The following is a 22,861-nucleotide window of genomic DNA, read 5'->3' as shown; positions in this document are numbered from 1 at the left end:
CGCCGCCACGCGCCGCGCCATGCCCGCCCACCCCGCCAAGGCCGCGCCGCGCGGTTGGGTCGCCGACCGACAGACCCGCGTCCATGGCCATGCGCTCGACCTGACCGCCGGCGGCCCCGACGCCGATGACGCAGCCTTCGGCAAGGCAGCCTGACATGACCAGCCACCCCCGCCAGACATTCGAACAAGGAGCCGTGTGATGCGCGCTACTATCAAGATGAAACTCGGCATTACCTTCACCTTGCTCGTGAGCATGATGCTGGTGATCGTCGCGATCGGCGTCAGCCGCATGAACGTGCTCAACACCTCGATGAACGAGGTGTTGAGCGGACCGGCCGCGCGACTCAGCCGGTCACAGGGCATCGATTCCAAGATCGGCATGATCGTCCGGCTGGAGAAGAACCTGGTGCTGAGCAGCGATCCCAAGTTCACCGCCGAGCTGGATGCCAAGATGCTGCGCCTGCGCGGCGAGGCGCGGGACGCCATCATGGCGGGCGTGGATGGCGCCAGCGACGCCGGCCGGCCACAATGGATGAAGCTTCGGGACGAGTTCCAGCTCTATCAGGGCTTGAACGACCAGCTTCGCGCCGCCGTCGCCGCCGGCGACCGGGACGCGGCCATTGCGGTCACGATCGGCGCCGCCCGGACGAAGGCGCAATATATGGCGACGATCACGGAAGGCATCGCCACCCTGAACAAGCGCCAGATGGCCGCCGCCACGGCCGAGGCGGATGCGACCTTCCGCTCCGCGCGCATGTCGCTGCTCGCGATCGCGGCGGGGGCCTTGCTGCTCGCGATCGGCGGCGCGGTATGGATTTCGGTGGTGGTCACGCGGGGTCTGCGCGTCGCGCGCGAGGCGATCGACACGATCGCCGGCGGCGACCTGCAGAACGATGTGCAGGTCAAGAGCAACGATGAGATCGCCGACCTGGTCGCCGGGCTGAACGCCATGTCCGACCGGCTGCGCACCGTGCTGGGCGACGTGACCGAGGCCGGGGCCAGCGTCGCGTCGGGCAGCCAGCAGCTTTCCTCCTCCTCCGAGCAGGTGTCGCAGGGCGCGACCGAACAGGCCGCTGCCGCCGAAGAGGCCTCCGCCTCGATGGAAGAGATGGCCGCCAACATCAAACAGAATGCCGACAATGCCGCCCAGACCGAGAAGATCGCCCGCCAGTCCGCGCGCGACGCCGAGGAAAGCGGCGTCGCCGTCACCAAGGCGGTGCAGGCGATGCGGACCATCGCCGAGAAGATCGGCATCGTCCAGGAGATCGCCCGCCAGACCGACCTGCTCGCGCTGAACGCCGCGGTCGAGGCGGCGCGGGCCGGCGAACATGGTCGCGGCTTCGCGGTCGTCGCCTCCGAAGTGCGCAAGCTGGCCGAACGCAGCCAGGTCGCCGCCGCCGAGATCGGCGCTGTTTCGTCCGACACCGTCGCAGCCGCCACCCAGGCGGGTGAGATGCTGACCAAGCTGGTCCCCGACATCCGCCGCACCGCCGAACTGGTCGCGGAGATCAGCGCCGCCTGCCGCGAACAGGATGTCGGCGCCAGCCAGATCAACGAGGCGATCCAGCAGCTCGACCAGGTGACGCAGCAGAACGCCTCCGCCTCCGAGCAGATCAGCGCCACGTCCGAAACCCTGGCCGGCCAAGCCGAGGAGCTGCAGTCCAGCATCGCCTATTTCCGGATCGGCGACGGCCATGCCACCGCACGCGTGCGCACTCCGGCCCGCCGCGCCGCCCAGCCGGCCGCCAGGGCCAAGGCCAAGCCGCCGGCGAAGCGCGCCGCCGCCAAGCCGGCCCCGCGCATCGGCACGGTCGCGCACCAGCAATCGCTGGCGCAGGGCTTCGCGCTCGACCTGAACAATGGTGGCCCCGACAGCGAGGATGCGGCCTTCGGTCGCGCGGCATGAGCGACCGGGGCACGGAGGCCGTGCAGGCGGTCGTCTTCGCGCTGGGATCGGAGACCTTCGCCATCCCGGTGACGATGGTCCGCGAGATCCTGGAGCATCGCCCCGCCTCCCGCGTGCCGGAGGGGCCGGCCTGGCTGCTCGGCCTGCTCGACGTGCGCGGCGTGGCGGTGCCGATGATCGACCTGCACGTCCGCATGGGCTTCGCCGCGGTGGAGCCGACCGTCTCGACCTGCGTCCTGGTGATCGAGGTGGTGCAGGACGACGATCGCCCCGCCACGCTGGGCCTGGTCGTCGACCGGGTGATGGACGTGGTCAGCTTCGCCATGTCGGAGATCGGCGAGACGCCGGAGATCGGCGTGCGCTGGCGCGTCGATTACCTGACGGGCTTCGTGCGCCGCGACGATGGCTTCGTCGCGCTGCTCGACCCTGCCCGCCTGTTCGCGAGCGAGGATCTGGCCACGACGCCGCCGCCCCTGCGCACCGCCGCCTGAACCCCGCCGCCCTCTCCGCTCCGGTAAAGGATCCGTCCCATGTCGTTCCACCTGTCGCTCAAGACATCCTCGCATGTCGATGCAGCGACGGCCGAGATCACGCGTCTGCAACGCGCCTTCACCACGGGGCGGACGGACGCGCGGGCCGACCTGTCGGCCGCCACCGGCAAGGCGCGGGACGTGCTGGTCGCGGTCAACGACCTGCTCGACGCCGCCGGCGCACCGACCAGCCTGTTGGTCAAGCGACTGGCGCACATGGCCTCCGAACATGATCGCGGCGATATCGAGGTGGTGGTGCCGGTGGAGGAGTTCCAGGGCGAACTGGCCACCGCCGCGCGACTGGTCAATGTCCTGGTCGCCAGCCATATCGGCGTGAAGACGATGGCGATGGCCTGCGTCAAGTCGCTGGCCCAGGGCGAGTTCGACGCGCCACTCCAGACCTTTCCGGGCAAAAAGGCCTTCATCAGCGACACGATCGAGCAGCTTCGCCACAATCTGAAGCACTTCATCGCCGAGATGAACCGCATGTCGTCCGAGCATGATCGCGGCGACATCGACGTGTTCCTGCCCGTCGACCAGTTCCGGGGCGACTTCGCGGTGATGGCGCGCGGCCTGAACGACATGGTCGCCAACCATATCGCCGCCAAGAAGCAGGCCATGGCCTGCGTCCGCCAGTTCGGCGCGGGCAATTTCGACGCGACGATGGAGCAGCTGCCCGGCAAGAAGGCGTTCATCAACGAGACGATCGAACTGCTGCGCGCCAATTTCCAGGCGATCATCGGCGAGATCCAGCGGCTGATCGCGGCCTCCACCGCCGGCCGGTTGAACGAGCGGGGCGACGCGAACCGCTTCCCCGGTGATTTCGGGCAGCTGGTGACGGGCATCAACGGGATGCTGGATGCGATCCTGCTGCCGATCGGCGAGGGCAACCGCGTGCTCGACCTGGTCAGCACCGGGTCGCTGCTCGAACGCGTCGAGATCGCGTGCGAGGGCGATCACCAGCGCATGAAGGATGCGATCAACACCCTGATCGACAATCTGTCGAGCTTCGCCGTCAATGTCGCGGGCGCGGCCGATCACGTCGCCTCGGGCAGCCAGCAGCTCTCCTCTTCGTCGGAGCAGGTCTCGCAGGGCGCGACCGAGCAGGCCGCCGCCGCCGAACAGGCCTCGGCATCGATGGAGCAGATGGCCGCCAATATCAAACAGAATGCCGACAATGCCGCCCAGACCGAGAAGATCGCGCGCCAGTCGTCGATCGACGCGCAGGACAGCGGCGTCGCGGTCGACCGGGCGGTGCAGGCGATGCGCACCATCGCCGAGAAGATCGGCATCGTCCAGGAGATCGCCCGCCAGACCGACCTGCTGGCGCTGAACGCGGCGGTGGAAGCGGCGCGAGCGGGCGAACATGGTCGCGGCTTCGCGGTGGTCGCCGCCGAGGTGCGCAAGCTGGCCGAACGCAGCCAGGTCGCCGCCACCCAGATCGGTGCGGTATCCTCCGAAACGGTCCTCGCCGCGACCAAGGCCGGCGACATGCTGACCCGGCTGGTGCCCGACATCCGCCGCACCGCCGAACTGGTCGCCGAGATCAGCGCCGCCTGCCGCGAACAGGATATCGGTGCGGGCCAGATCAACGAGGCGATCCAGCAGCTCGACCAGGTGACGCAGCAGAATGCCTCCGCCGCCGAGCAGATGAACGCCACGTCCGAGGCGCTCGCCGGACAGGCCGAGGAGTTGCAGGCCACCACCGCCTTCTTCCGCGTGCGCGAGGACAAGCGCTCCGTCCCGGTCGCCCGGCCCGCCGCCAAGAGGCCAAAGAGCGTCGCCAGGTCCGCTCGCGCCGGATCGGTCGCGCAGCAGCAGGCGCGCGCGCATGGCTTCGCGCTCGACCTCAACAAGGGCGGACCGGACGGCGACGACGACGCCTTCGGACGCGTCGCATGACCGCGATCGCGCACCCGGTCGCGGCCTCGGCCGGCGGGTCCGTCCAGGCGGTGGTCTTCGCGCTGGCGTCGGAGACCTTCGCCCTGCCGGTCGCCACCGTTCGCGAGATCCTGGAATATCGCCCCGCCTCGCGCGTGCCGGAGGGGCCGGACTGGCTGCTCGGCCTGCTCGACGTGCGCGGCGTGGCGGTGCCGCTGATCGACCTGCATGTCCGGCTGGGCTTCGCAGCCGCCCCGCCGAGCCTGTCGAGCTGCATCCTGGTGACCGAGGTCCGGGACGCGGACGGCCGGTCGGCGACGCTGGGACTGGTGGTCGACCGGGTGATGGACGTGGTCAGCTTCGACGGTGCCGAGATCGACCGGCCGCCGGAGATCGGCGTCCGCTGGCAGGTCGATTATCTGGCCGGGGTGGTGCGGCGCGACACCGGCTTCGTGCTGCTGCTCGATCTGGCCCGCCTCTCCTTTCCGGACGTGACGCCGCCCTGACCGCCCCCGATCCACGGGCACGCAGAATGCGATGCCCTTTCCAGCCCTCTCCCTTGAGAAGCATCGAGACGCTCCATGACGGCCTATGATCCTATTGCCGCCCCCGGCAGCGAGTTGAACTCGCACGATTTCAAGCGTGTCGCCGCCTTCATCGAACAGCATAGCGGCATCAAGACGCCGCCCAGCAAGCGCCTGCTCGTCGAAGGGCGGCTGCGGCGGCGGGCGCGCGCCAGCGGCTTCGCCTCGGTCGCCGATTATTGCGAGCATGTCTTCGCCGATCCCGCCACCCTCGCCACCGAGGCGGAGTTGCTGGTCAATGCGCTGACCACCAACAAGACCGACTTCTTCCGCGAGCCCAAGCATTTCGACTATCTGACCGCGCGCGTGCTACCGGCGCTGGTCGCGGCCGGGGAACGCCGCCTCCGGGTGTGGAGCGCGGGCTGCTCGACCGGCGCGGAGCCCTATACGCTGGCGATGCTGCTCGACCAGTTCTGCATGACCCAGCCCTGCAGCTACGGCATCCTCGCCACCGACATCGATACCGAGGTGCTAGAGACGGCGCGGCGCGGCGTCTATCCGACCAGCATGGTCGAGCCGGTGCCGGCTTTGCTCCGCCGCCGCTACATGATGGCCGCGCGGGGCGATCGGGCGGAGATCCGCATGGTCCCGGAACTGCGCGCCGCGATCGGCTTCGGCCGGCTCAACTTCATGGACCCGCGCTACGGCGTGGGCGATCCCATGCACATCATCTTCTGCCGCAACGTCCTGATCTATTTCGATCAACCGACGCAGGAGAAGGTGATCCGCCGCCTGCTCGACTGCCTGGTCCCGGGCGGTCACCTCTTCCTCGGCCATTCGGAAACGATCGCGGGCATGGACCTTCCGGTCCAGACCGTGGCCGGCACCGTCTTTCAGAAAGCCTGATCCATGCCGCTGCCCAAGATCCGCGTGCTGGTCATCGACGACAGCGCCAGCGTGCGCCAGGCGATGACCGCGATCCTGTCCGCCGATCCGCAGATCGAGGTGATCGCCGCCGCCTCCGATCCCTTCGCCGCCGCGCGCCACATCCAGGAATGCGTGCCCGACGTCATCACGCTGGACGTGGAGATGCCGCGGATGGACGGCATCACCTTCCTGCGCAAGCTGATGCAGCAATGCCCGGTGCCGGTGGTGATGTGTTCCTCGCTGGTCGAGGAGGGATCGGACACCTTGCTCCAGGCGCTGGAGGCCGGCGCGGTCGACATCATTCTGAAGCCGCGCGTCGGCGTCACCGAGCATTTGAACGAAGCGCACCAGCTGATCTGCGACACGGTGAAGGGCGCGGCCCATGCCCGCGTCTCGCCGCGCAGCCCTCGCGTGCCCAGCGGCCCCGCGCCCAAGCTGACCGCCGACGCGATGCTGCCGCCGCCCGCCGCCGGCCGCGCGATGAGCCGCACCACCGAGATGGTCGTGTGCATCGGCGCATCGACCGGCGGCACCGAGGCGCTGCGCGAGGTGCTGGAGGCGCTGCCCGCCAATGCGCCGGGCATCGTCATCGTCCAGCACATGCCCGAAAGCTTCACCCGCGCCTTCGCCCGCCGGCTCAACTCGATCTGCGAGGTCGATGTGAAGGAGGCGGAGGACGGCGACACGGTGATGCGCGGCCATGTGCTGATCGCGCCGGGCGGTCTGCGCCACACGCTGCTGGAGCGCCAGGGTGCGCGCTATTGCGTGTCGGTGCGCGAGGGGCCGCTGGTGTCGCGCCATCGCCCCTCGGTCGATGTGCTGTTCCGCTCCGCCGCCCGGTCGGCGGGGTCCAATGCAGTGGGGATCATCATGACGGGCATGGGGGATGACGGCGCGCGCGGCCTGCTGGAAATGCGCGAGGCCGGTGCGCGGACGGTGGCGCAGGACGAGGCGAGTTCGATCGTGTTCGGGATGCCGAAGGAGGCGATCGCGCGCGGCGCCGCCGAACGGGTCGTCCCGCTCGACCAGATCGCTCGCGCCCTGCTGACGGCCAGCACGCGATGACCGCCCCCTTCCCCCAGCCGACCGGCGAGCCGATCGCGGCGACCGCCATCCAGGGCCTGGACATGGTCCTGCCGCAACCGGCGGACCAGCCGCCCCTGGCTCGGATCGCCGACCGGCTGGACGAACTCGCCGCCGGGCTGGACATGCGCTTCGTCGCCGCCGGCAACGCGCTCGGCCTCGAATATCAGATGGTCGAGCAGCTGATCGCCGTGCTGGAGGGGATGACCTCGGCGATGAACGGGTCGGGCGGCCAGCTCGCCATCGCCCGGCTGCTGGACGTCGCGCGGTCGCTGACCCAGTTGCCGGCGCTGCAACGCAGCCGCAATGCCGAGCTGGACGGGATCGGCCGCAGCGGCCGCAGCCTGATCGGCGTGCTGGACGATGTCCGCAAGACGCTGGACCTGCTGCGCGTCTATGGCCTGAACGTGCAGGTGGTGGCCGCGGATACCGGCGGCTTCACCGACTTCGCCAACCAGATGACGAACAAGATCGAGCATAGCGACAGCCATGTCGCCGCGCTCGGCGAGGCGTTGAAGGCGATGAACGCCGCGCTACCGGCCGCGCGCCAGGCCGAGCAGAACCTGGTTGCCGAATTCGTCAAGGTGCTGCCGATGGTGCCCGAGCGGCTGATCCGCGAGGCGGGGGCGTTGCGCGACTATCAGGAGGACCTGGCGGTGCAGGCGGACCGGATCGCCACGGCGGCGCGCACCGTGCGCGGTCATGTCGCCGAGGCGATCGGTGCGTTGCAGGTCGGCGATATCGCCCGCCAGCGACTGGAGCATCTCGCCGCCGCCGCGCGCCTGGTCAGCGAGTTGCCGGCGGGCGAGGACGCGCTGCTGGTGCAGCGGCGCATGGCCATGCTGCTGGCGGCGCAGATCACCGACACGACCGACCAGTTCCAGGGCGAGACGGACCGGCTGGTCGGCAGCCTGCGCCGCATCCTGCCCCAGGCGAAGCAGCTGCTGGACATGAGCCGCACGGTCGCCGCCACGGGGCCGGCGGAGGGCGGCGCGGACGGCGGCGGCCAGACCTTCCTCCACCGGCTGAAGAACGGGATCGCCGAGATGGCGACGCTGACCGGCCGGCTGCGCGAGGCCGACCTCCAGGTCGACCGGATCGCGGCGGCGACCTCCGAGGCGGCGGACGGCATGGTGTGCCGGCTGGCCCAGATGCGCCGCGCCCGCCGCGACGTGCAGCTGATGGCGCTCAACGCCGGCTTCCGCAGCATGCGGGCGGGCGTCAACAGCCGACCGCTCACGATCGTCACCGCGCATATCCATGACTGCGCCAATGTGCTGGACCGGCAGGTCGACCAGATCGACACGCTGATCGGCACGCTCTCCGCCAGTGCGTCCCGGCTGGGCGAGTTGCGCGGGCAGGCGGGATCGGATGCCGGCGAGGCGCTGTCGGCCGCGCTCCGCACGATCGACGAGGGCGCGGCGCATATCGACACCGAACTGGCCAAGGTCGGCGAGGATGCCGCCCAGTCGCTCAGCGTGCTGGAGGAGACGATCGAGCGGGTCGACTGCAACGACGCGATGCGCGCGCCGCTCTGGCGGCTGGCGGGCGAGCTGACCCAGATCGCCGAACAGGGCGAGGATATGGAGCTGCCGCCCGAGGCGGCGCGCCTCCATGCCTCGATGCTCGACCGGCTGGTCGCCAGCTACACCATGGCGCGCGAGCGGGAGATCCACGCCGCCGTCACCGGCCAGCCCATCGCCGCCGCCGCCGCCGCCCCGGCAGGCGACGAGACGGATGACGACCTGTTCGACGACGCGCTGTTCTAGAACCCGATGACATGACCTTGACCTAGAAACGTCATTGCGAGCGCAGCGAAGCAATCCACAGCCGCGTGCGTGACCCTGGATTGCTTCGCTGCGCTCGCAATGACGGCTTGGGTCAACCCGATGTCATCCTGCTCAAACGCGATTTCCGATCGGATGGGATCACCGCCGTGACGCGCTCGCCCGCAGGGCGATGACGGTGGTTCGACCGCTGGGACAACCGCGCTAGCCGCGCGCGCCCACCACGGCCAGGCGGGGGCGCTCAGGGGTCGGCGCCCGCGTCTTGGCCACGACGCAGCAGTTGCGGCCGGCCGCCTTGGCCTCGTACAGGGCCTGGTCGGCGCGACGGAGCGCGGCGGTCAGCGTTTCCCCGGCACTCAGGGCCGTCAACCCGATGCTGACCGACAGGCTCGGCAGGTCGGGCAGTTTCAGCTCGGCGATGATGCGGCGGATATCCTCGCACACCCGGCGCGCCGCCTCCGCATTATAATCCGGCATCAACAGCACGAACTCCTCGCCACCCAGCCGCGCCGGCACCACTTGGTCCGGCCGCGATGCATCGAGGCATTGCGCGATCCGCCGCAGCACGGCGTCGCCGCCGTCATGGCCCAGCCGGTCGTTGATGCTCTTGAAATGGTCGAGATAGAGAATGGCGATCGTCATCGCCACCTGGCCCAGCCGGTGCCGGACGGGATCGACGCGCCGGTCGAACGCCTCCTCCAGCGCGCGACGGTTGGGCAGGCCGGTCAGCGGATCGACGCGGGCCTGGTCGTGGTGCGTCTTCACGATCGACTGCAACACCGCGATCAGGATCAGCAGGCCGGCCGCGACCAGCAGCACGCCCGTGCTCGCCTGCGAGATGACGGCATAGAGGGACCCCAGATACGCTTGGTCCCCATGGAATCCGAGCGGTTCGGCCAGGAACGGCTTCACCAGGAAATGCAGGCCGGTGACCAGGAATACGCCGACCAGCACCCGGTTCATCGCCGAGCGGGGCGCGTCGCGCCAGGTGGTGAACGCGCACAGCATCATGCTGGCGGTGAAGAAGGACTGGAAGATCAGCCTGTGTAACAAATCCTCCCCGCCCAGGGGACGCAGCAGCGCAAAATAGGTCAGGCCCGCCCCGACGATCAGTGCGAAGCCGCGCCACATCGGACGGCGTTGGTGGAAGATGGACAGCGCCGGGGCCATCAGGGTCAGGCCGATCAGGAAGCTGCACGGCCCGAACCGATCCCACAGCGTCATCGAGCCCCCCGCCGCCACGATCAGATGGGCGGCCGGCTCCAGCACGCCGAAACCATAGCTGGCCGCGATCCAGCCGATCCGCCGCGCGCCGGGATTGAGACAGGCGATGACGACGAAGCTGATGCCGAACAGCGATGCCGTCAACATGTTCATCAGCAATGGCAAAACGGCTTGCGGCACCATGGTTCGGCGATCCGGACGAAGACTATAGAGGGAAAGCACGACGCGCTTGGAATATTCTAAGCCGAGAGCGGGCTAATCCAGCCGCCAAGGTGTTGCAACTCGGATTTTATCGCAATTTGCCTTCAATATGGTGCAACCCGTCGTGGGAACGTTATCGGCCCCATCATGCAAAAAGCGACCGTGCGGATGGCCCGCGCGGTCGCTTTTGTCTTGTCCTATCCGGAGGCGCGGTCACCCGGCCTCCGTGACGGGATCGGGGATGATCAGTCGCGATCACCGGTCAGGAAGGCCGGAGCGAACGGCGCCGGACCGTCCTCGCCGCCCTCGCGCTCGCGACGGGGGCCACGGCCCTCGCCCCGCTCGCCGGACCGCTCGCCGCCCCGGTCGCCGCGATCGCGACGCGGGCCACGGCCTTCGCCGCCACCCTCGCGACGCGGACCACGATCGCCGCCGCCGGCCCGCGGGCCGCGGTCGCCGCGATCACCCCGGTCGCCGCGCGGTTCGCGCGCCGGACGGGTGTCCTCCAGCTCGGCGCCGGTCTCCTGGTCGACGACGCGCATCGACAGGCGCACCTTGCCGCGCGGATCAATCTCCAGCACCTTGACCTTGACGGCCTGGCCCTCGGACAGCGCGTCCGACACCTTCTCGACCCGCTCGTTCTTGATCTCCGAGACGTGGACGAGACCGTCCTTGCCGCCCATGAAGTTCACGAACGCGCCGAAATCGACCAGGTTGACGACCTTGCCGTCATAGATCTTGCCGACCTCGGCCTCTTCGACCAGGCCCTTGATCCAGTTGATCGCCGCCTCGATCTGGCTCTGGTCGGACGACGAGACCTTGATGACGCCCTCGTCGTCGATATCGACCTTGGCGCCGGTGGTGGCGACGATCTCGCGGATCACCTTGCCGCCCGTGCCGATCACTTCGCGGATCTTCGACTTGTCGATCGTGAAGGTCTCGATGCGCGGCGCGTGCGCCGACAGCTCGGTGCGGGTCGAATCCAGCGCCTTGGCCATCTCGCCCAGGATATGGGCGCGACCCTCATGCGCCTGGGCCAGCGCGACCTTCATGATCTCCTCGGTGATGCCGGCGATCTTGATGTCCATCTGAAGGCTGGTGATGCCCTCGCTGGTGCCGGCGACCTTGAAGTCCATGTCGCCCAGGTGATCCTCGTCACCCAGGATGTCGGACAGGACGGCGAAGTCCTTGCCCTCCAGGATCAGGCCCATGGCGATGCCCGAGACGGGGCGCTTGATCGGCACGCCCGCATCCATCAGCGCCAGCGAGCCGCCGCAGACGGTCGCCATCGACGACGAGCCGTTCGACTCGGTGATGTCGCTGGTGACGCGGATCGTGTAGGGGAACTCCTCCTTGGTCGGCAGCACCGGATGCAGCGCGCGCCACGCCAGCTTGCCATGGCCGACTTCGCGACGACCCGGCGCACCGAAGCGGCCCACTTCACCGACCGAATAGGGCGGGAAGTTATAGTGCAGCATGAAGTGCTGGTAGGACAGGCCGTTCAGGCCGTCGATCATCTGCTCCGCATCGCGGGTGCCCAGCGTCGTGGTCGCGATCGTCTGGGTCTCGCCACGCGTGAACAGCGCCGAGCCGTGCGAGCGCGGCAGGAAGTGAACCTCCGCCTCGATCGGACGGATCTGCGTGGTGGTGCGGCCGTCGATGCGGCGGCCGTCCTTCAGGATCGCGGTGCGGACGATCTCCGCCTCCAGCTTCTTGACCAGCTTGGCGGCGGCGAGCTGCTCCTGCGGCGTGCGGTCGGCCATCGCCACCTTCGCCTTGGCGCGCGCCTCGCCCAGCGCGGTCTGGCGCTGCTGCTTGTCGGTCAGCTTGTAGGCGGCGGTGATGTCCTTGCCGATCAGCTTCTTCAGCTCGGCCTTGACCGCCTTCTGGTCGTCGCCCTGCTTGAGCTCCCAGGGGTCCTTGGCGGCCTGCTCGGCCAGGTCGATGATCGCGTCGACGATCTGGCGCGACGCCTTGTGCGCGAACACCACCGCGCCCAGCATCACCTCTTCCGACAGTTCCTTGGCCTCGGACTCGACCATCATCACCGCGTCGTGCGTCGCCGCGACGACCAGGTCGAGATCGCCGTCCAGCACCTCGGCATCGGTCGGGTTGAGCTGATACTCGCCATTCTTGTAGCCGACGCGCGCGCAGCCGATCGGGCCCATGAACGGCACGCCCGAGATGGTCAGCGCCGCCGAGGCCGCGATCATCGCGACGATGTCGGGCTCGTTCTCGCCGTCATAGGACAGCACCTGCGCGATGCAGTTGATCTCGTTGTAGAAGCCCTCGGGGAAGAGCGGGCGGATCGGGCGATCGATCAGGCGGCTGACCAGCGTCTCACGCTCGGTCGCGCCACGCTCGCGCTTAAAGAAGCCGCCGGGGATGCGGCCGCTGGCGGAGAACTTCTCCTGGTAATGGACGGTGAGCGGGAAGAAGTCCTGCCCTTCCTTGACCGTCTTGGCAGCGGTGACGGCGCATAGCACGACCGTCTCGCCGAGCGTCGCGATCACCGCGCCGTCGGCCTGACGGGCAACCTTGCCCGTCTCGAGGGTCAGCGTCTTGCCGCCCCACTCGATCTGCACCTTCTTGGTATCGAACATATCGCTTCCTTCACTCCCGCCGCGCCGATCGCGACGGGGGCCTATGATGCGGGCTAACCGGCCCGCGGCGGTGTGGGACGCTTCATCGCCCCCATGCCCACCGCGCCGAATTGCGGGCGGGCAGATACGAGAAGGGCGCCGCGAGGGCGCCCTTCCGAATTACTTGCGAAGGCCGAGCTTCGCGATCAGTGCCAGATACCGGTCACCGTCCTTCTTGCGGAGATAGTCCAGCAACGAACGACGCTTGTTCACCAGCATCAGCAGGCCGCGGCGGGAATGGTTGTCCTTGGCGTGGCCCTTGAAATGCTCCGTCAGGTTCTTGATGCGGTCGGTCAGGATCGCGACCTGCACCTCGGGCGAACCCGTGTCACCCTCTTCGCGGGCATGTTCCTTGATCAGCGCCTGCTTGCGCTCTGCCGTGATCGACATCGTCATCCTTTCAATCAGAGGTTGAAGCCGCGAACGACACGGACCTCGCCCGCGATCACGTCGACCAGCGCCACGGGGGCGGAGTCGAGCATCGCGAAGGCCGCGCCGTCATCGGCATGCACCCCGACCAATACACGCCCCTGGCGGAGCGCCCCTGCCTGGTCGGGAGAGAGAGCAAGAGCCGGGATGTCGTCCAGCCCCGCCCTCAACGGCAGGAGTATCTGTTCAAGGGCGCGCGCCTGCCCCATTTCGTTCAATTTGTCCAGCGTTATCGCGCCCGACAGGTCGAAAGGCCCGGCCTTGGTCCGGCGCAGCATGGTGACATGGCCGACCGTGTCGAGGGCCAGCGCGATGTCGCGCGCCAGGCTGCGTATATAGGTGCCCTTGGAGACATGCGCCACCAACGTCGCCTCATCCAGCGGCCCGTCCGCCGCCGCCGCCTCGATCGTCAGCGCGTGGATCACCACGTCGCGGCTCTTCAGCTCCACCGCTTCGCCGGCGCGCGCCAGGTCATAGGCGCGCTCGCCATCGACCTTGAGCGCCGAATAGATCGGCGGCACCTGCGCGATGGGGCCGGTGAAGCGCGGCAGCACCGCCGCCAGCGCGTCGCGCGCCGGCCGCACCGGGCTGGTCGCGATCACCGGCCCTTCCGCGTCCAGCGTATCGGTCTGCTCGCCAAAACGGATGGTGAAGGCATAGACCTTGTCGCTGTCGAGCATCCGCCCGGCCAGCTTGGTCGCCTCGCCGACCGCGATCGGCAGCACCCCGGTCGCCAGCGGGTCGAGCGTCCCGCCATGGCCGACCTTCACCTTGCCATGGCCCGCCCCTGGCGCAGCACGCGCTTGACCGCGGCGACCCCTTGCGTCGAGCCCAGGCCCAGCGGCTTGTCGAGGATGATCCAGCCGTGCATCGCCTTATCCTTCCGCCTGGAGGAGCGCCTCGGCATGATGCCGACGGCACAGGGCGACATAGCGGTCGTTGCCGCCAATCTCGGTCTGCGATCCCTGCACGACCGGCGCACCCTCCGCGTCGACGCGCAGGTTCATCGTCGCCTTGCGGCCGCAGACACAGACCGACTTGATCTCGGTCAGCTCGTCCGCCAGCGCCAGCAGCCGGGCCGATCCCTCGAACAGCACGCCCTGGAAATCGGTGCGCAGGCCATAGGCCAGCACCGGCACGCCCAGTCGGTCGCAGACGCGCGCGAGCTGGTCGACCTGTCCGCCGCTCAGGAACTGCGCCTCGTCGACCAGCACGCAGGACAAGGGCGTCTCGGCATGGCGGTCGTCGATACAGGCATAGAGGTCGGTGCCGGGGCCGAAGGGCGTGGCCGGCGCGGTCAGGCCGATGCGCGACGCGATCGTGCCCGCCTCGAACCGGTCGTCGATCGCGGCGGTGAACAGCATCGTCGCCATGCCGCGCTCGCGATAGTTGAAGTCGGCCTGCAACAGGTTGGTCGACTTGCCCGCGTTCATCGACGCATAATAGAAATAGAGCTTGGCCATCGCCGCCCCGTTACCAGCTTGTGCCGCCGGCGAAAGGCCCGTTCGAAGCCTAGGCCGCGACCAGCTGCTCGGCCGTGGCGTCGGCCAGGCTGGTCCCGTCCAGGATGCGCGCGGTCTCGTCGCGCACCCGGGCCATCGCCTGGCGGATCGCGCAGGCCGCCTCGTCCTTGCAGTCGGTGCAGCGGCGATAGGCGGTGCGGCTGACGCAGGGGACCAGCGCCAGCGGCCCCTCGATCGTGCGGATGATGTCGCCCAGCGAGATCAGGTGCGCCGGCCGGGCCAGCAGATAGCCGCCATGCTTGCCGCGATGGCTCAGCACCAGCCCCGCCTCGCGCAGGTCGGCCAGGATCAGTTCCAGGAACTTGCGCGGCACATTCGCTTCCGCCGCGATCCGCGTCATCGGGATCGGCGCGCTGCCCACCGGGGCGGTGGCCAGGAACAGCAGGGAGCGCAGGGCGTAACGGGAACGCTGGGTCAACATGATGCGGGTCGATATGGTCCTGATTTGTGGCGAGCGAAAGGCGTTTGCATGTGCCCGCGCACGCCCTATATCGGTCGGTGCCGGCTTCGGCCGGCTATGGCGATAAATCGCGGCGTAGAATAGATGCAGCGGACCCGGGGGCGGTACCCGGCGGCTCCACCATTCGGGCCGGTCGACCATGGCTTTCAGCCATGGGTCGGGCGACCGGAATGACGGGGCCGAACTAGGATCGACGTGTATTGAAAGGCGCCGTTTTCGCTCGGAATGGGACCACCGCAACGGCCCATTACACAAGTGCCAACGATAACGAAGCACTCGCGATTGCGGCGTAACTGAGGGCCTCACGGCCTGACGTTACACCAAAATAGCGCGGTCGGACCCCACCGGGCAACAGAAGGGGATTCCAGCGGCAACCGGGAGGGCCGGGCAACAGAACCTCCCGGACCTTATCCCTTTCGAGCGATACGGGTCCCGCGACGCGAAGACGTCGTGTCGGTGGCCGAGGACGCCTCCTCTTCCCTTACGGTTCCCCGGCGAAGGCCGGGGCCCAGTTGGGAAGGTCGAGGTAACGGAGCGATACGCGTCGTCCCCTATGTCCCCCAACTGGGCCCCGGCCTTCGTCGGGGAACGAAGAGTGCGGGAACGACTGCCCCTTCCCCTCAATGCTCCCGGAACGACGACCAGAAGGCCCCAATAAGTGGCTCCAGCGCGTAATCGAGCGCGGTGCGCTTGCGCAGGGGGACCAGCACCTGGACCGGCATTCCCGCGCGCAATTCGAAATCGCGGCCCCGCACGACGTTCAGGCGGCGGAGCTGGTCGCGCGTCACCGTCACCTCGGCGGTGAAATAGCCCGCGCCCGTCTTCTCGTCGGTCACCGCATCGGCGGACAGGCGCGTGATCGTCCCCGTCAGGTCGGGCAGGGTCCGGTCGTGCAGGCTGGGGAACTTGACCAGCGCGCGTTGCCCGGTGTGCAGGTCGTCCGCATCGTCCAGCCCGATCCGCGCCTGGATGCGTAGCGGCACGCGTTCGGGCACGATGCTCATCAGCGTCTGGCCCGGCGCGATCACACCGCCGCGCGTGAAGACGGTCAGGCCGATCACCGCCCCCGTCGCCGGCGCGCGGATAGCGGTGCGGGCAAGCTGGTCGCGCGCCGCCGCCAATTTGGGGAGCAGGTCGCCCAGCCGCGTATCGACGTCGCGCAGATCGGCGGCGGTCCGCTCGCGGAAGCTGCGTTCCGCCTCCAGCGCGCCGATCTCGCTCTCGCGCGCCGCCTCGCGCGTCTGGGCGACGCTGGCGGCATATTGGCCGCGCTGCCCCATCAATTCGGCGCGCAGCCGCTCCAGCTCGCGCAACCGCGTCTGCGAGACGAAGCCCTTTTCCGCCACCGGCCGCAGCGCCGCCAGTTGCTGGTCGACCAGCCGCAACTGCTCCTCGGCGGAGGTCACCTGCGTACCATAGCCGCGCCCCTGTTGCGCCGACTGCGCCACCCGCTGGCCGAGCGCGCCGCGCTGCGCCGACAGCGTGGCGCGTCGTGCATCCAGTTCGCTCTGCTGCAACTTCAGCGCCAGCGCCGCCGCCGGCCGGTCCTCCGACGGCAGCGCGGCGAACTCGCGCGGCGGGGTGAGGCGGGCCGCGTCCATCTGCTCCGCCTCCAGCCGGGCGCGCTGCGCCAGCAGCCGGATCGCCTGCGCCGCCAGCGCGCGCTCCTGCGCCCGCACATCGGCGGCGACCAGGCGGATCAGCAACTGCCCGCGCCGGACCCTCTGCCCCTCGCGCACCAGCAATTCGCCGACCACCCCGCCCTCGCGATGCTGCACCGCCTGGCGCTGGCCCGACACTTCGAGCACGCCCGACGCATAGGCCGCCGCATCGAGCCGCGCGAACGCCGCCCAGCCCAGGAACAGCACGAAGAACAGCGCCGCGACGATCAGCCCGACCCGGATGTCGTGCGCCGGATCGCCCAGCGCGGCGATCGCCGGATTCCGGCGTCCCTCCTCCTCGGGTGCCAAGACCAGCGGCGCGCTCATGCCGCGCCCCCCTTGGCGACGACGCCGGTTCCGGGCGGCGTCATCCGCCGCACGCCCGGCGGCGCAATCTTCGCCAGCACCTCGTCCCGCGGGCCGAACAGCTCCGCCCGTCCGTCACGCAGCACCAGGATCTTGTCGACCACCGGCAACACGCCCAATTTGTGCGAGACGATCAGGATCGTCTTGCCCGCCGCCTTCCATCGCCCGATCGCCGCGTTGAGCGCCGCATCGCCCTCGGCATCCAGATGCGCATTGGGCTCGTCGAGGATGTAGAGCGCCGGATCACCATAGACCGCCCGCGCCAGCGCGATCCGCTGCGCCTGCCCGGCCGACACGCCGCGCCCGCCCAGGCCCAGCCGGTGGTCGAAGCCGCCCGGCAGCCGCAGGATCAGCTCCTGCGCGCCGACCATCTCCGCCGCCGCCACCACCTGCGCATCGATCGCGGCGCGATCGGCCGCCCCTTCCGTGTCGAAGCGGGCGATATTCTCCTTGATGGTTCCCTCGAACAGCACCGAATCCTGCGGCAGATAGCCGATATGCCGGGCCAGCCGCTCAGGCTCCCAGTCGTTCAGGTCGGCCGAATCGATGCGGACATGCCCCCGGTCGATCGGCAGCGCACCCGCGATCGCGCGCACCAGCGTCGACTTGCCCGCCCCCGAGGGGCCGACGATCGCCACCACCTCGCCCGGCTCGACCGCGAAGGACACGGCGTTGAGCAGCGTCGCGTCGCGCGCGGCGTTGAGCAGGGTCACCCCCTCCAGCCTCAGGCTTCCGCGCGGCGGCGGCAATTGAGTGACGTCGGCCGCGACCGGCGCACCGGCGAGCAGCGCATCCAGGCCGCGATAGCTGGCATGGGCCTGGGCGATCCCCTTCCAGCTGCCGATCAGCAGCTCGATCGGGGCCAGCGCCCGCGCGATCAGGAAGGAGGAAGCGAAGATCGCGCCGCCCGAAATCTTGTTGTCCACCGCCAGCAGCGCGCCGAGCCCCAGCGCCAGCGATTGCAGCGCCAGCCGCACGAACTTGGTCGCGGTGAAATAGCCTCCCGCGCGGAATCCCGCCTCCGTCTGCGCGACCAGCATCGTCTCGCGCTGGCGGACCTGGCGGGCGACCAGCGCGCGGCGCATTCCCAGGGCCCGCACGCTCTCCGCCGCCGCCAGCATCGCGTCCTGCGCAGCATAGGTGCGGGTCGCCACCTCCTGCGCGCGGGCCATGCTCCCGCGCGTCGCCACCTCGTTGCGCCAGGCGATGCCCGGCAGGATCGCCCCGCCGACCAGCGCGACCAGCCCGATCCACGGATGGACCAGGAAGCAGACGAGCACATAGATGGGCGTCCAGGGCGCATCGAACAGCGCCAGCATCCCCGGCCCGGTCAGCACGCCGCGCATCGCGTCGAACTCGCGCATCGCCGCCCGCGCGGCCGGTGCCTCGGGCCGCGCCATGGTCGCGTCGAGCAGCAGCGGCGCGAGGTCCGCATCCAGCCGGATGCCCGCGCGCACCAGCAGCCGGCTGCGCACCCGGTCGAGCAGCGCCAGGCAGGCGAGCGCGAACAACAGGATCAGGGTCAGGAAGCCGAGCGTCTGCACGCCTTGCGTCGGCACCACCCGGTCATAGACCTGGAGCATGTAGAGCGTCGGCACGATGTAGAGCAGGTTGACGAGCGCGCTGAACCCGGCCGCGCCGAGCAGGTGGCGGCGGCACCGCTCCAGCGCGGCGCGCATCGGTCCCTGCGGCAGATGGAGCCCCCCGGGCCCGCTGGTCCTACGCATACCCACCCTTCACGTCGCCGCCGCCCGGTCCGCGACCGACCGGGCGGGAACTCCTTATTATCGTCGATCGCGTCGGATCGCCATTCGCCCGGCAATTGTCGGGAACACCGCACCACCCCGGCCTCCGCAGGGGTGGTGCGACAGGTCTCGCGACGACCTCCCCAGCGGGGAGGAACGACGTTGCCGTCAACTCAGGCCAGGTGCATCCCGTCAGCCAGCGTCGGCATGAAGCCCCAGCCGCCATGATGCGCGAAGCCCAGATCGTGGGTCGCGTCGTCAAAGGCCTGGACCGTCTCGACCTGCGCCACCGCCTCGGCATCGGCGGACGGCTTGGCATCGAAGTCGAACAGCGCCAGTTGCGGATCATGGTCGGTCGGCCGGTCGCCGCTGAACTGCGAGTTCAGGTGGACCGCGTCATATTGCGCCTTCGCCAGCAGCCCGCCGGTGACCAGGATATGGTCCAGCGCCTGCGCATTGCCGTCGAACAGATAGCTGTAGCGCTCCTCGGGCGCGAGCAGCGCGGTCGCCAGGTCGGTGAGCACCCCGCCCTTGGCCGGGTCGGTCAGCTGGGTCTGCGCATCCTCCCAGGCGAAGCCGTTCCAGTCGCCCAGCACCGCGATGTTGAGCTTGGGATCGTCGGCCAGATGCTCCTGGATCCACGCCTTCACACCCGCCGCCTGCGCGGTGCGGGCGGCGTCGCCGGCATCGGCGGGCGGCTGGGTCGCGCCCCAGAGCGGGTCGCTGCCGCCGCGCGAGGTCAGGTGGACGTTGATCGCGGTGATCGTCTCGGCCCCGAACTGGAACTGCGCGACCAGCGGCTTGCGGCTGTTGTTATAGGCGGAGCCGGTGATCAGCTCGGCGCTGCCCTCGACATAGCTGACGCGGTCGAGATTATAGAGATAGCCGCCGCGGATATTGCCGTTCGGCTCGCCACCGGTCGAATTGGCGGTGGTCGGCGCGATCTCGACATAGCCGTAGCGTCCGCCATTGATCTTGGCGATCGCGTCGATCAGCCCCTGCGCGGTCTGCACGCCCGACAGCGTGCCGCCCGACTGCGCGCCGTTCGCGTCCTGGATCTCCTGCAGCGCCAGGATGTCGGGCGCGCGCAGGTTATAGACGATGTCCGCCGCCAGCACGTCGTACTTGTTGTCCGACGCGTCGAGATTCTCGACATTATAGGTGGCGAGCGACAGATGCGTGGCGTCGCCGGCCAGCGCCGTCACCTCCTTCTGGAGCGTCACGTCCCGGGTCACCGTCACCGCCTCGGTCACGATCACCTCGTAACGGGCGGCGGCATAGTTAACGATGCCGGTGACGCTGCTCAGGTGATCGCCGACCGAATAATTGGGGGTGAACCCGTCATAGATGGCGGCCTTGCCCTGGAGCTGGATCTTCTCCGGGTTGAAGTCGTCCTTGGCGATCGTGATGCCGCCGCGATCGTTGACGCCGGTCGCGCCCTCGCCGCCCGAGGCGACCACATCGGTCTCCTTGTAGCTGTCGCTGGTGGTGTTGGAGACGACGAGCGGATTGTCGATCGTGACGCGCATCCCCTCCAGCGATTCCCAGAAGTCGATGCCGTCGGTGGTCGGGTCGTAGCTCTTCAGCCCGTCATCGTCGATCACGCCGGTCGGCGGGGTCAGCCCGCCCTTGCCGATCAGCACCGCGTCGGGCAGCGCCTGGTCCCAGCCCTCCAGCGTCACGGTCGGCGCGCTGATCTGGGTGACGGTCAGGCCGCCGGTGCCGGCGCGATACTCGCTGACCGCGCCCTGCACGCTCACCGCATCGCCGACTAGGAAATCCGGCGCGCTGTTGGTGTAGACGAAGATCGCGTCGGAGGTGCGCGCATTGCCGTCGCCCAGATCCTGCAGATAGAAGCCGTTGCCGTCGACCGCCGTGACGACGCCGCGCGTCACCACCGTCTGCCCGACATAGGCGGAGGCATGGCCCTCGCCCTGGATCTGGCCGATCTTCAGCGGCAGGATATCGTCGTTCAGGATCGTGCCGGTCGCCTTGGCCCGGTCGATCGTGGCACCGCCGGTCGCGTTCGACAGGGTGATGGAGAAGCTCTCGTTCGGCTCCGGCAGGCGGTCGCCGAGCACGGGCAGCGAGATGGTCGCGCTGGTCTGGCCATCGGCGAAGCGCACGGTGCCGGTCAGCGCCATCGCGCCGAAGTCGCCCGCATCCGCCCCGCCCTCGCCGCCCGGCAGCGTGATCGCGTACGCCGCCTCGACCGCCCCGCTCGCGCCGCCGACGCGGGTGACGGTGAAGTCGATCAGGTGCGTGCCCGCATCGCCCTCGACCACCGAGGCGTCGGCGATGCTGAGCGTGCCGGGCAAGGCCGCGCCGCCGCCGCTGGTGGTCACGCGGATGTCGTCGATGCCGATCCATTCGTCGGTGCCGGCGGCGTTGGTGGTGACGATGCGGACCTGCAGCGTCGCGGCGTTGTTCGCATCGTCGGGCAGCACGACCGTGACCGGCGTCACCAGGCCCGGCGCGCTTTGCGGCGCGCTGGCATCGGCGACATAGCCGTTCGGCACGTTTGCCCAGGCGCCGCTGTCGCTCAGGCGATATTGCACCGCGATCGGCTGCACCGAGTCGTTGGCGCTGTTGTCTAGGTCGCGCAGGTTGAACGAGACGGTCACGCCCTGCCGGCCGGTGGCATCCAGATAGAGCGCCAGATAGGGCGCGTCCGCCGTGCCCGATCCCTTGATCGCGACGGTCGGATTGCTGATCTCGAATTCGGCGACGCCACCGGTCGAGAAGGTGTCGGGCCGGGTCTGGTTGGCGTTGACGTCGGCTTCCGGCCTGGGATCGAGCGTGATCGTGCGCGGATCGATCCCCGCCCTGGAGGTCGAATCGTCGCGGCCCAGAAAGCCCATGATCGACGGCACGTTCGACCAGTCGTCGTTGCTGCGGATCAGGCTGGTGTTCGACCAGTCCTGAAACAGGTCGCCGCCGGCCAGATTCCAGTAATTCGTGCTCACGCCCACTACCCCCCTGTCGCCATGGTCCGCCCCGGCACTCCCCCGGACGGCGGATGGACGCCGCTCGACGTCCCTAACAGGTCGTTAATCTGCCCATGTGACAGAGCCGTGGCAAATCCTCATGACACCCGACATGACGATTTTCGATTCGCCCGTTTTCCAGTGACATGGCGCCGTAATCGATGGCACTGGCGGCCCCTGTCCCAAAATGACGCAGATGTCATGGCAGCGGACGTGTTTACCCGCAAAGGGCCTGCCGTAACGTCTTGGGACTGCAACATGGCGCTGGCAACGAAAGGGCCAGCATCGATCCATAAGGGGGATATCCTAATGACCCGTTTCGCCGCCATCGGGCTCGCCGCCGTCGCCACGCTATCCGCCACCAACGCCCAGGCTGCGGTGGTCGAGGTGAAGGGCGGCACTGCCAGCGCCAGCATCGCCACCTTCGGCGCGTTCGAGCAGAGCTTCAAGCCGACCGAGAATCTGCTGACCAGCTTCGCCTTCACCTTCGGGAGCACCAGCCGCACTGCCACCACCGGCTCGGTGGTCTTCTCGCTGCTCGACCAGAACAACACGGTGCTGGTGCAGGGTCGGACGACCAGCCTGACCGGCCTCGTGTTCCGGTCGCTGGGCGACTTCGTCACCGTCTTCACCGGGTCGGTGGCGGTGACCGCCAACCAGACTTATCGCGCGGTGCTGACCTCGGACACCAGCAACGTCGTGCTCGGCTATCGCAATGGTACGGACGGCTATGCGGACGGTGCGCTGACCCGCGCCACCGACAGCGACCAGGCCTGCGTCCGGTCGCCCAACCCTTGCGACGCCAATTTCCGCTTCACCACCGCGGCGGCGGCCGTGGTGCCGGAGCCGGCGAGCTGGGCACTGATGCTCACCGGCTTCGCGCTGGTCGGCGGTGCGGCCCGCTATCGCCGCCGCGCCTCGGTGCTGCGCTATAGCTGATCGCCCGCATCGGGACCAACGGTGACGGGGGGCGACGATCCGGGGG

Annotated in this window: 16 protein-coding genes, 1 other RNA gene and 3 pseudogenes; 11 read left to right on the top strand and 9 right to left on the bottom strand. The window is 69.0% G+C overall.

Features of this window, described 5'->3' with window-relative positions; translation table 11 throughout:
* Window positions 1-19 precede the first annotated feature (19 nt).
* From QE452_RS01590 to QE452_RS01555, 9 genes and pseudogenes are all read left to right on the top strand, one after another.
* The gene (locus tag QE452_RS01590; RefSeq protein ID WP_309729500.1) at window positions 20-154 is read left to right on the top strand and encodes a hypothetical protein; all 135 of its coding nucleotides are present in this window, start codon (window positions 20-22) and stop codon (window positions 152-154) included.
* Window positions 155-199: 45 nt separating this feature from the next.
* Window positions 200-727 (top strand): annotated as a pseudogene (locus QE452_RS19005) (MCP four helix bundle domain-containing protein); the annotation flags it as partial.
* Window positions 728-838: 111 nt separating this feature from the next.
* Window positions 839-1,906 (top strand): annotated as a pseudogene (locus QE452_RS19000) (methyl-accepting chemotaxis protein); the annotation flags it as partial.
* A complete protein-coding gene (locus QE452_RS01580) occupies window positions 1,903-2,397 on the top strand; it encodes a chemotaxis protein CheW (RefSeq protein WP_309658392.1) in 495 nt (164 codons plus the stop codon). The pseudogene QE452_RS19000 and the gene QE452_RS01580, both read left to right, overlap by 4 nt.
* Before the next feature lie 39 nt (window positions 2,398-2,436).
* On the top strand, window positions 2,437-4,338 hold the full coding sequence (locus QE452_RS01575; RefSeq protein ID WP_309658391.1) for a methyl-accepting chemotaxis protein: 1,902 nt from the start codon (window positions 2,437-2,439) through the stop codon (window positions 4,336-4,338).
* Window positions 4,335-4,823, top strand: a complete 489-nt coding sequence (locus QE452_RS01570) for a chemotaxis protein CheW (protein ID WP_309658390.1) — start codon at window positions 4,335-4,337, stop codon at window positions 4,821-4,823. Before QE452_RS01575 ends, QE452_RS01570 begins: the two co-directional genes overlap by 4 nt.
* Before the next feature lie 75 nt (window positions 4,824-4,898).
* A complete protein-coding gene (locus QE452_RS01565; protein ID WP_309658389.1) occupies window positions 4,899-5,747 on the top strand; it encodes a protein-glutamate O-methyltransferase CheR in 849 nt (282 codons plus the stop codon).
* Between the two features lie 3 nt (window positions 5,748-5,750).
* Window positions 5,751-6,833: a chemotaxis response regulator protein-glutamate methylesterase gene (locus QE452_RS01560; RefSeq protein ID WP_309658388.1), complete on the top strand. Its 1,083-nt coding sequence runs from the start codon at window positions 5,751-5,753 to the stop codon at window positions 6,831-6,833.
* Window positions 6,830-8,620 carry a hypothetical protein gene (locus QE452_RS01555; protein ID WP_309658387.1) on the top strand — a complete coding sequence of 597 codons (1,791 nt, stop codon included), beginning with the start codon at window positions 6,830-6,832 and terminating at the stop codon, window positions 8,618-8,620. The genes QE452_RS01560 and QE452_RS01555 overlap by 4 nt, the downstream gene beginning before the upstream one ends.
* A 222-nt stretch (window positions 8,621-8,842) precedes the next feature.
* Here the strand turns inward: QE452_RS01555 and QE452_RS01550 are convergent, their stop codons facing one another.
* The 6 genes and pseudogenes from QE452_RS01550 to QE452_RS01525 all read right to left on the bottom strand — a co-directional run bounded on the left by QE452_RS01550 (window position 8,843) and on the right by QE452_RS01525 (window position 15,078).
* Window positions 8,843-10,015 carry a GGDEF domain-containing protein gene (locus tag QE452_RS01550; protein WP_309658386.1) on the bottom strand — a complete coding sequence of 391 codons (1,173 nt, stop codon included), beginning with the start codon at window positions 10,013-10,015 and terminating at the stop codon, window positions 8,843-8,845.
* Window positions 10,016-10,308: 293 nt separating this feature from the next.
* On the bottom strand, window positions 10,309-12,666 hold the full coding sequence (pnp, locus tag QE452_RS01545) for a polyribonucleotide nucleotidyltransferase (protein ID WP_309658385.1): 2,358 nt from the start codon (window positions 12,664-12,666) through the stop codon (window positions 10,309-10,311).
* A gap of 159 nt (window positions 12,667-12,825) precedes the next feature.
* Window positions 12,826-13,095 (bottom strand): 30S ribosomal protein S15, encoded by a 270-nt coding sequence (gene rpsO, locus QE452_RS01540; protein WP_125995922.1) that lies wholly within the window; start codon window positions 13,093-13,095, stop codon window positions 12,826-12,828.
* 14 nt (window positions 13,096-13,109) lie between these two features.
* A pseudogene (truB, locus tag QE452_RS01535) lies at window positions 13,110-14,005 on the bottom strand (tRNA pseudouridine(55) synthase TruB).
* A 4-nt stretch (window positions 14,006-14,009) separates the two neighbouring features.
* Window positions 14,010-14,597 carry a thymidine kinase gene (locus tag QE452_RS01530; RefSeq protein WP_309658383.1) on the bottom strand — a complete coding sequence of 196 codons (588 nt, stop codon included), beginning with the start codon at window positions 14,595-14,597 and terminating at the stop codon, window positions 14,010-14,012.
* A gap of 49 nt (window positions 14,598-14,646) precedes the next feature.
* Entirely contained in the window at window positions 14,647-15,078 is a 432-nt protein-coding gene (locus tag QE452_RS01525) for an Rrf2 family transcriptional regulator (protein WP_125995925.1), read from the bottom strand.
* A 39-nt stretch (window positions 15,079-15,117) separates the two neighbouring features.
* On the opposite strand from QE452_RS01525, the gene ssrA reads away from it, so the two are divergent.
* Window positions 15,118-15,484, top strand: a transfer-messenger RNA (tmRNA) gene (gene ssrA / locus QE452_RS01520).
* 253 nt (window positions 15,485-15,737) lie between these two features.
* Here the strand turns inward: ssrA and QE452_RS01515 are convergent.
* The 3 genes from QE452_RS01515 to QE452_RS01505 all read right to left on the bottom strand — a co-directional run bounded on the left by QE452_RS01515 (window position 15,738) and on the right by QE452_RS01505 (window position 21,855).
* The gene (locus QE452_RS01515; protein WP_309658382.1) at window positions 15,738-17,105 is read right to left on the bottom strand and encodes an HlyD family type I secretion periplasmic adaptor subunit; all 1,368 of its coding nucleotides are present in this window, start codon (window positions 17,103-17,105) and stop codon (window positions 15,738-15,740) included.
* Window positions 17,102-18,823: a type I secretion system permease/ATPase gene (locus QE452_RS01510; protein WP_309658381.1), complete on the bottom strand. Its 1,722-nt coding sequence runs from the start codon at window positions 18,821-18,823 to the stop codon at window positions 17,102-17,104. Before QE452_RS01510 ends, QE452_RS01515 begins: the two co-directional genes overlap by 4 nt.
* Window positions 18,824-19,062: 239 nt before the next feature.
* On the bottom strand, window positions 19,063-21,855 hold the full coding sequence (locus QE452_RS01505) for an endonuclease/exonuclease/phosphatase (RefSeq protein ID WP_309658380.1): 2,793 nt from the start codon (window positions 21,853-21,855) through the stop codon (window positions 19,063-19,065).
* Between the two features lie 330 nt (window positions 21,856-22,185).
* Here QE452_RS01505 and QE452_RS01500 point away from each other — a divergent pair, with 330 nt between their 5' ends.
* Window positions 22,186-22,815: a PEPxxWA-CTERM sorting domain-containing protein gene (locus tag QE452_RS01500; RefSeq protein WP_309658379.1), complete on the top strand. Its 630-nt coding sequence runs from the start codon at window positions 22,186-22,188 to the stop codon at window positions 22,813-22,815.
* Window positions 22,816-22,861: the final 46 nt, after the last annotated feature.

This window comes from Sphingomonas sp. SORGH_AS_0438 (assembly GCF_031453475.1).
Lineage (GTDB): Bacteria > Pseudomonadota > Alphaproteobacteria > Sphingomonadales > Sphingomonadaceae > Sphingomonas.
The sequence above is the reverse complement of the archived record's forward strand: the minus strand, read 5'-3'. Positions and strand labels throughout refer to the sequence as shown.

What these genes read in the sequence shown, in the direction of transcription:
- rpsO (WP_125995922.1), bottom strand. Translation starts at nt 13,095, where the DNA reads ATGTCGATCACGGCAGAGCGCAAGCAGGCGCTGATCAAGGAACATGCC.
- pnp (WP_309658385.1), bottom strand. Translation starts at nt 12,666, where the DNA reads ATGTTCGATACCAAGAAGGTGCAGATCGAGTGGGGCGGCAAGACGCTG.
- QE452_RS01500 (WP_309658379.1), top strand. Translation starts at nt 22,186, where the DNA reads ATGACCCGTTTCGCCGCCATCGGGCTCGCCGCCGTCGCCACGCTATCC.
- QE452_RS01510 (WP_309658381.1), bottom strand. Translation starts at nt 18,823, where the DNA reads ATGCGCGCCGCGCTGGAGCGGTGCCGCCGCCACCTGCTCGGCGCGGCC.
- QE452_RS01580 (WP_309658392.1), top strand. Translation starts at nt 1,903, where the DNA reads ATGAGCGACCGGGGCACGGAGGCCGTGCAGGCGGTCGTCTTCGCGCTG.
- QE452_RS01515 (WP_309658382.1), bottom strand. Translation starts at nt 17,105, where the DNA reads ATGAGCGCGCCGCTGGTCTTGGCACCCGAGGAGGAGGGACGCCGGAAT.
- QE452_RS01590 (WP_309729500.1), top strand. Translation starts at nt 20, where the DNA reads ATGCCCGCCCACCCCGCCAAGGCCGCGCCGCGCGGTTGGGTCGCCGAC.
- QE452_RS01565 (WP_309658389.1), top strand. Translation starts at nt 4,899, where the DNA reads ATGACGGCCTATGATCCTATTGCCGCCCCCGGCAGCGAGTTGAACTCG.
- QE452_RS01570 (WP_309658390.1), top strand. Translation starts at nt 4,335, where the DNA reads ATGACCGCGATCGCGCACCCGGTCGCGGCCTCGGCCGGCGGGTCCGTC.
- QE452_RS01550 (WP_309658386.1), bottom strand. Translation starts at nt 10,015, where the DNA reads ATGAACATGTTGACGGCATCGCTGTTCGGCATCAGCTTCGTCGTCATC.
- QE452_RS01560 (WP_309658388.1), top strand. Translation starts at nt 5,751, where the DNA reads ATGCCGCTGCCCAAGATCCGCGTGCTGGTCATCGACGACAGCGCCAGC.
- QE452_RS01575 (WP_309658391.1), top strand. Translation starts at nt 2,437, where the DNA reads ATGTCGTTCCACCTGTCGCTCAAGACATCCTCGCATGTCGATGCAGCG.
- QE452_RS01530 (WP_309658383.1), bottom strand. Translation starts at nt 14,597, where the DNA reads ATGGCCAAGCTCTATTTCTATTATGCGTCGATGAACGCGGGCAAGTCG.
- QE452_RS01555 (WP_309658387.1), top strand. Translation starts at nt 6,830, where the DNA reads ATGACCGCCCCCTTCCCCCAGCCGACCGGCGAGCCGATCGCGGCGACC.
- QE452_RS01525 (WP_125995925.1), bottom strand. Translation starts at nt 15,078, where the DNA reads ATGTTGACCCAGCGTTCCCGTTACGCCCTGCGCTCCCTGCTGTTCCTG.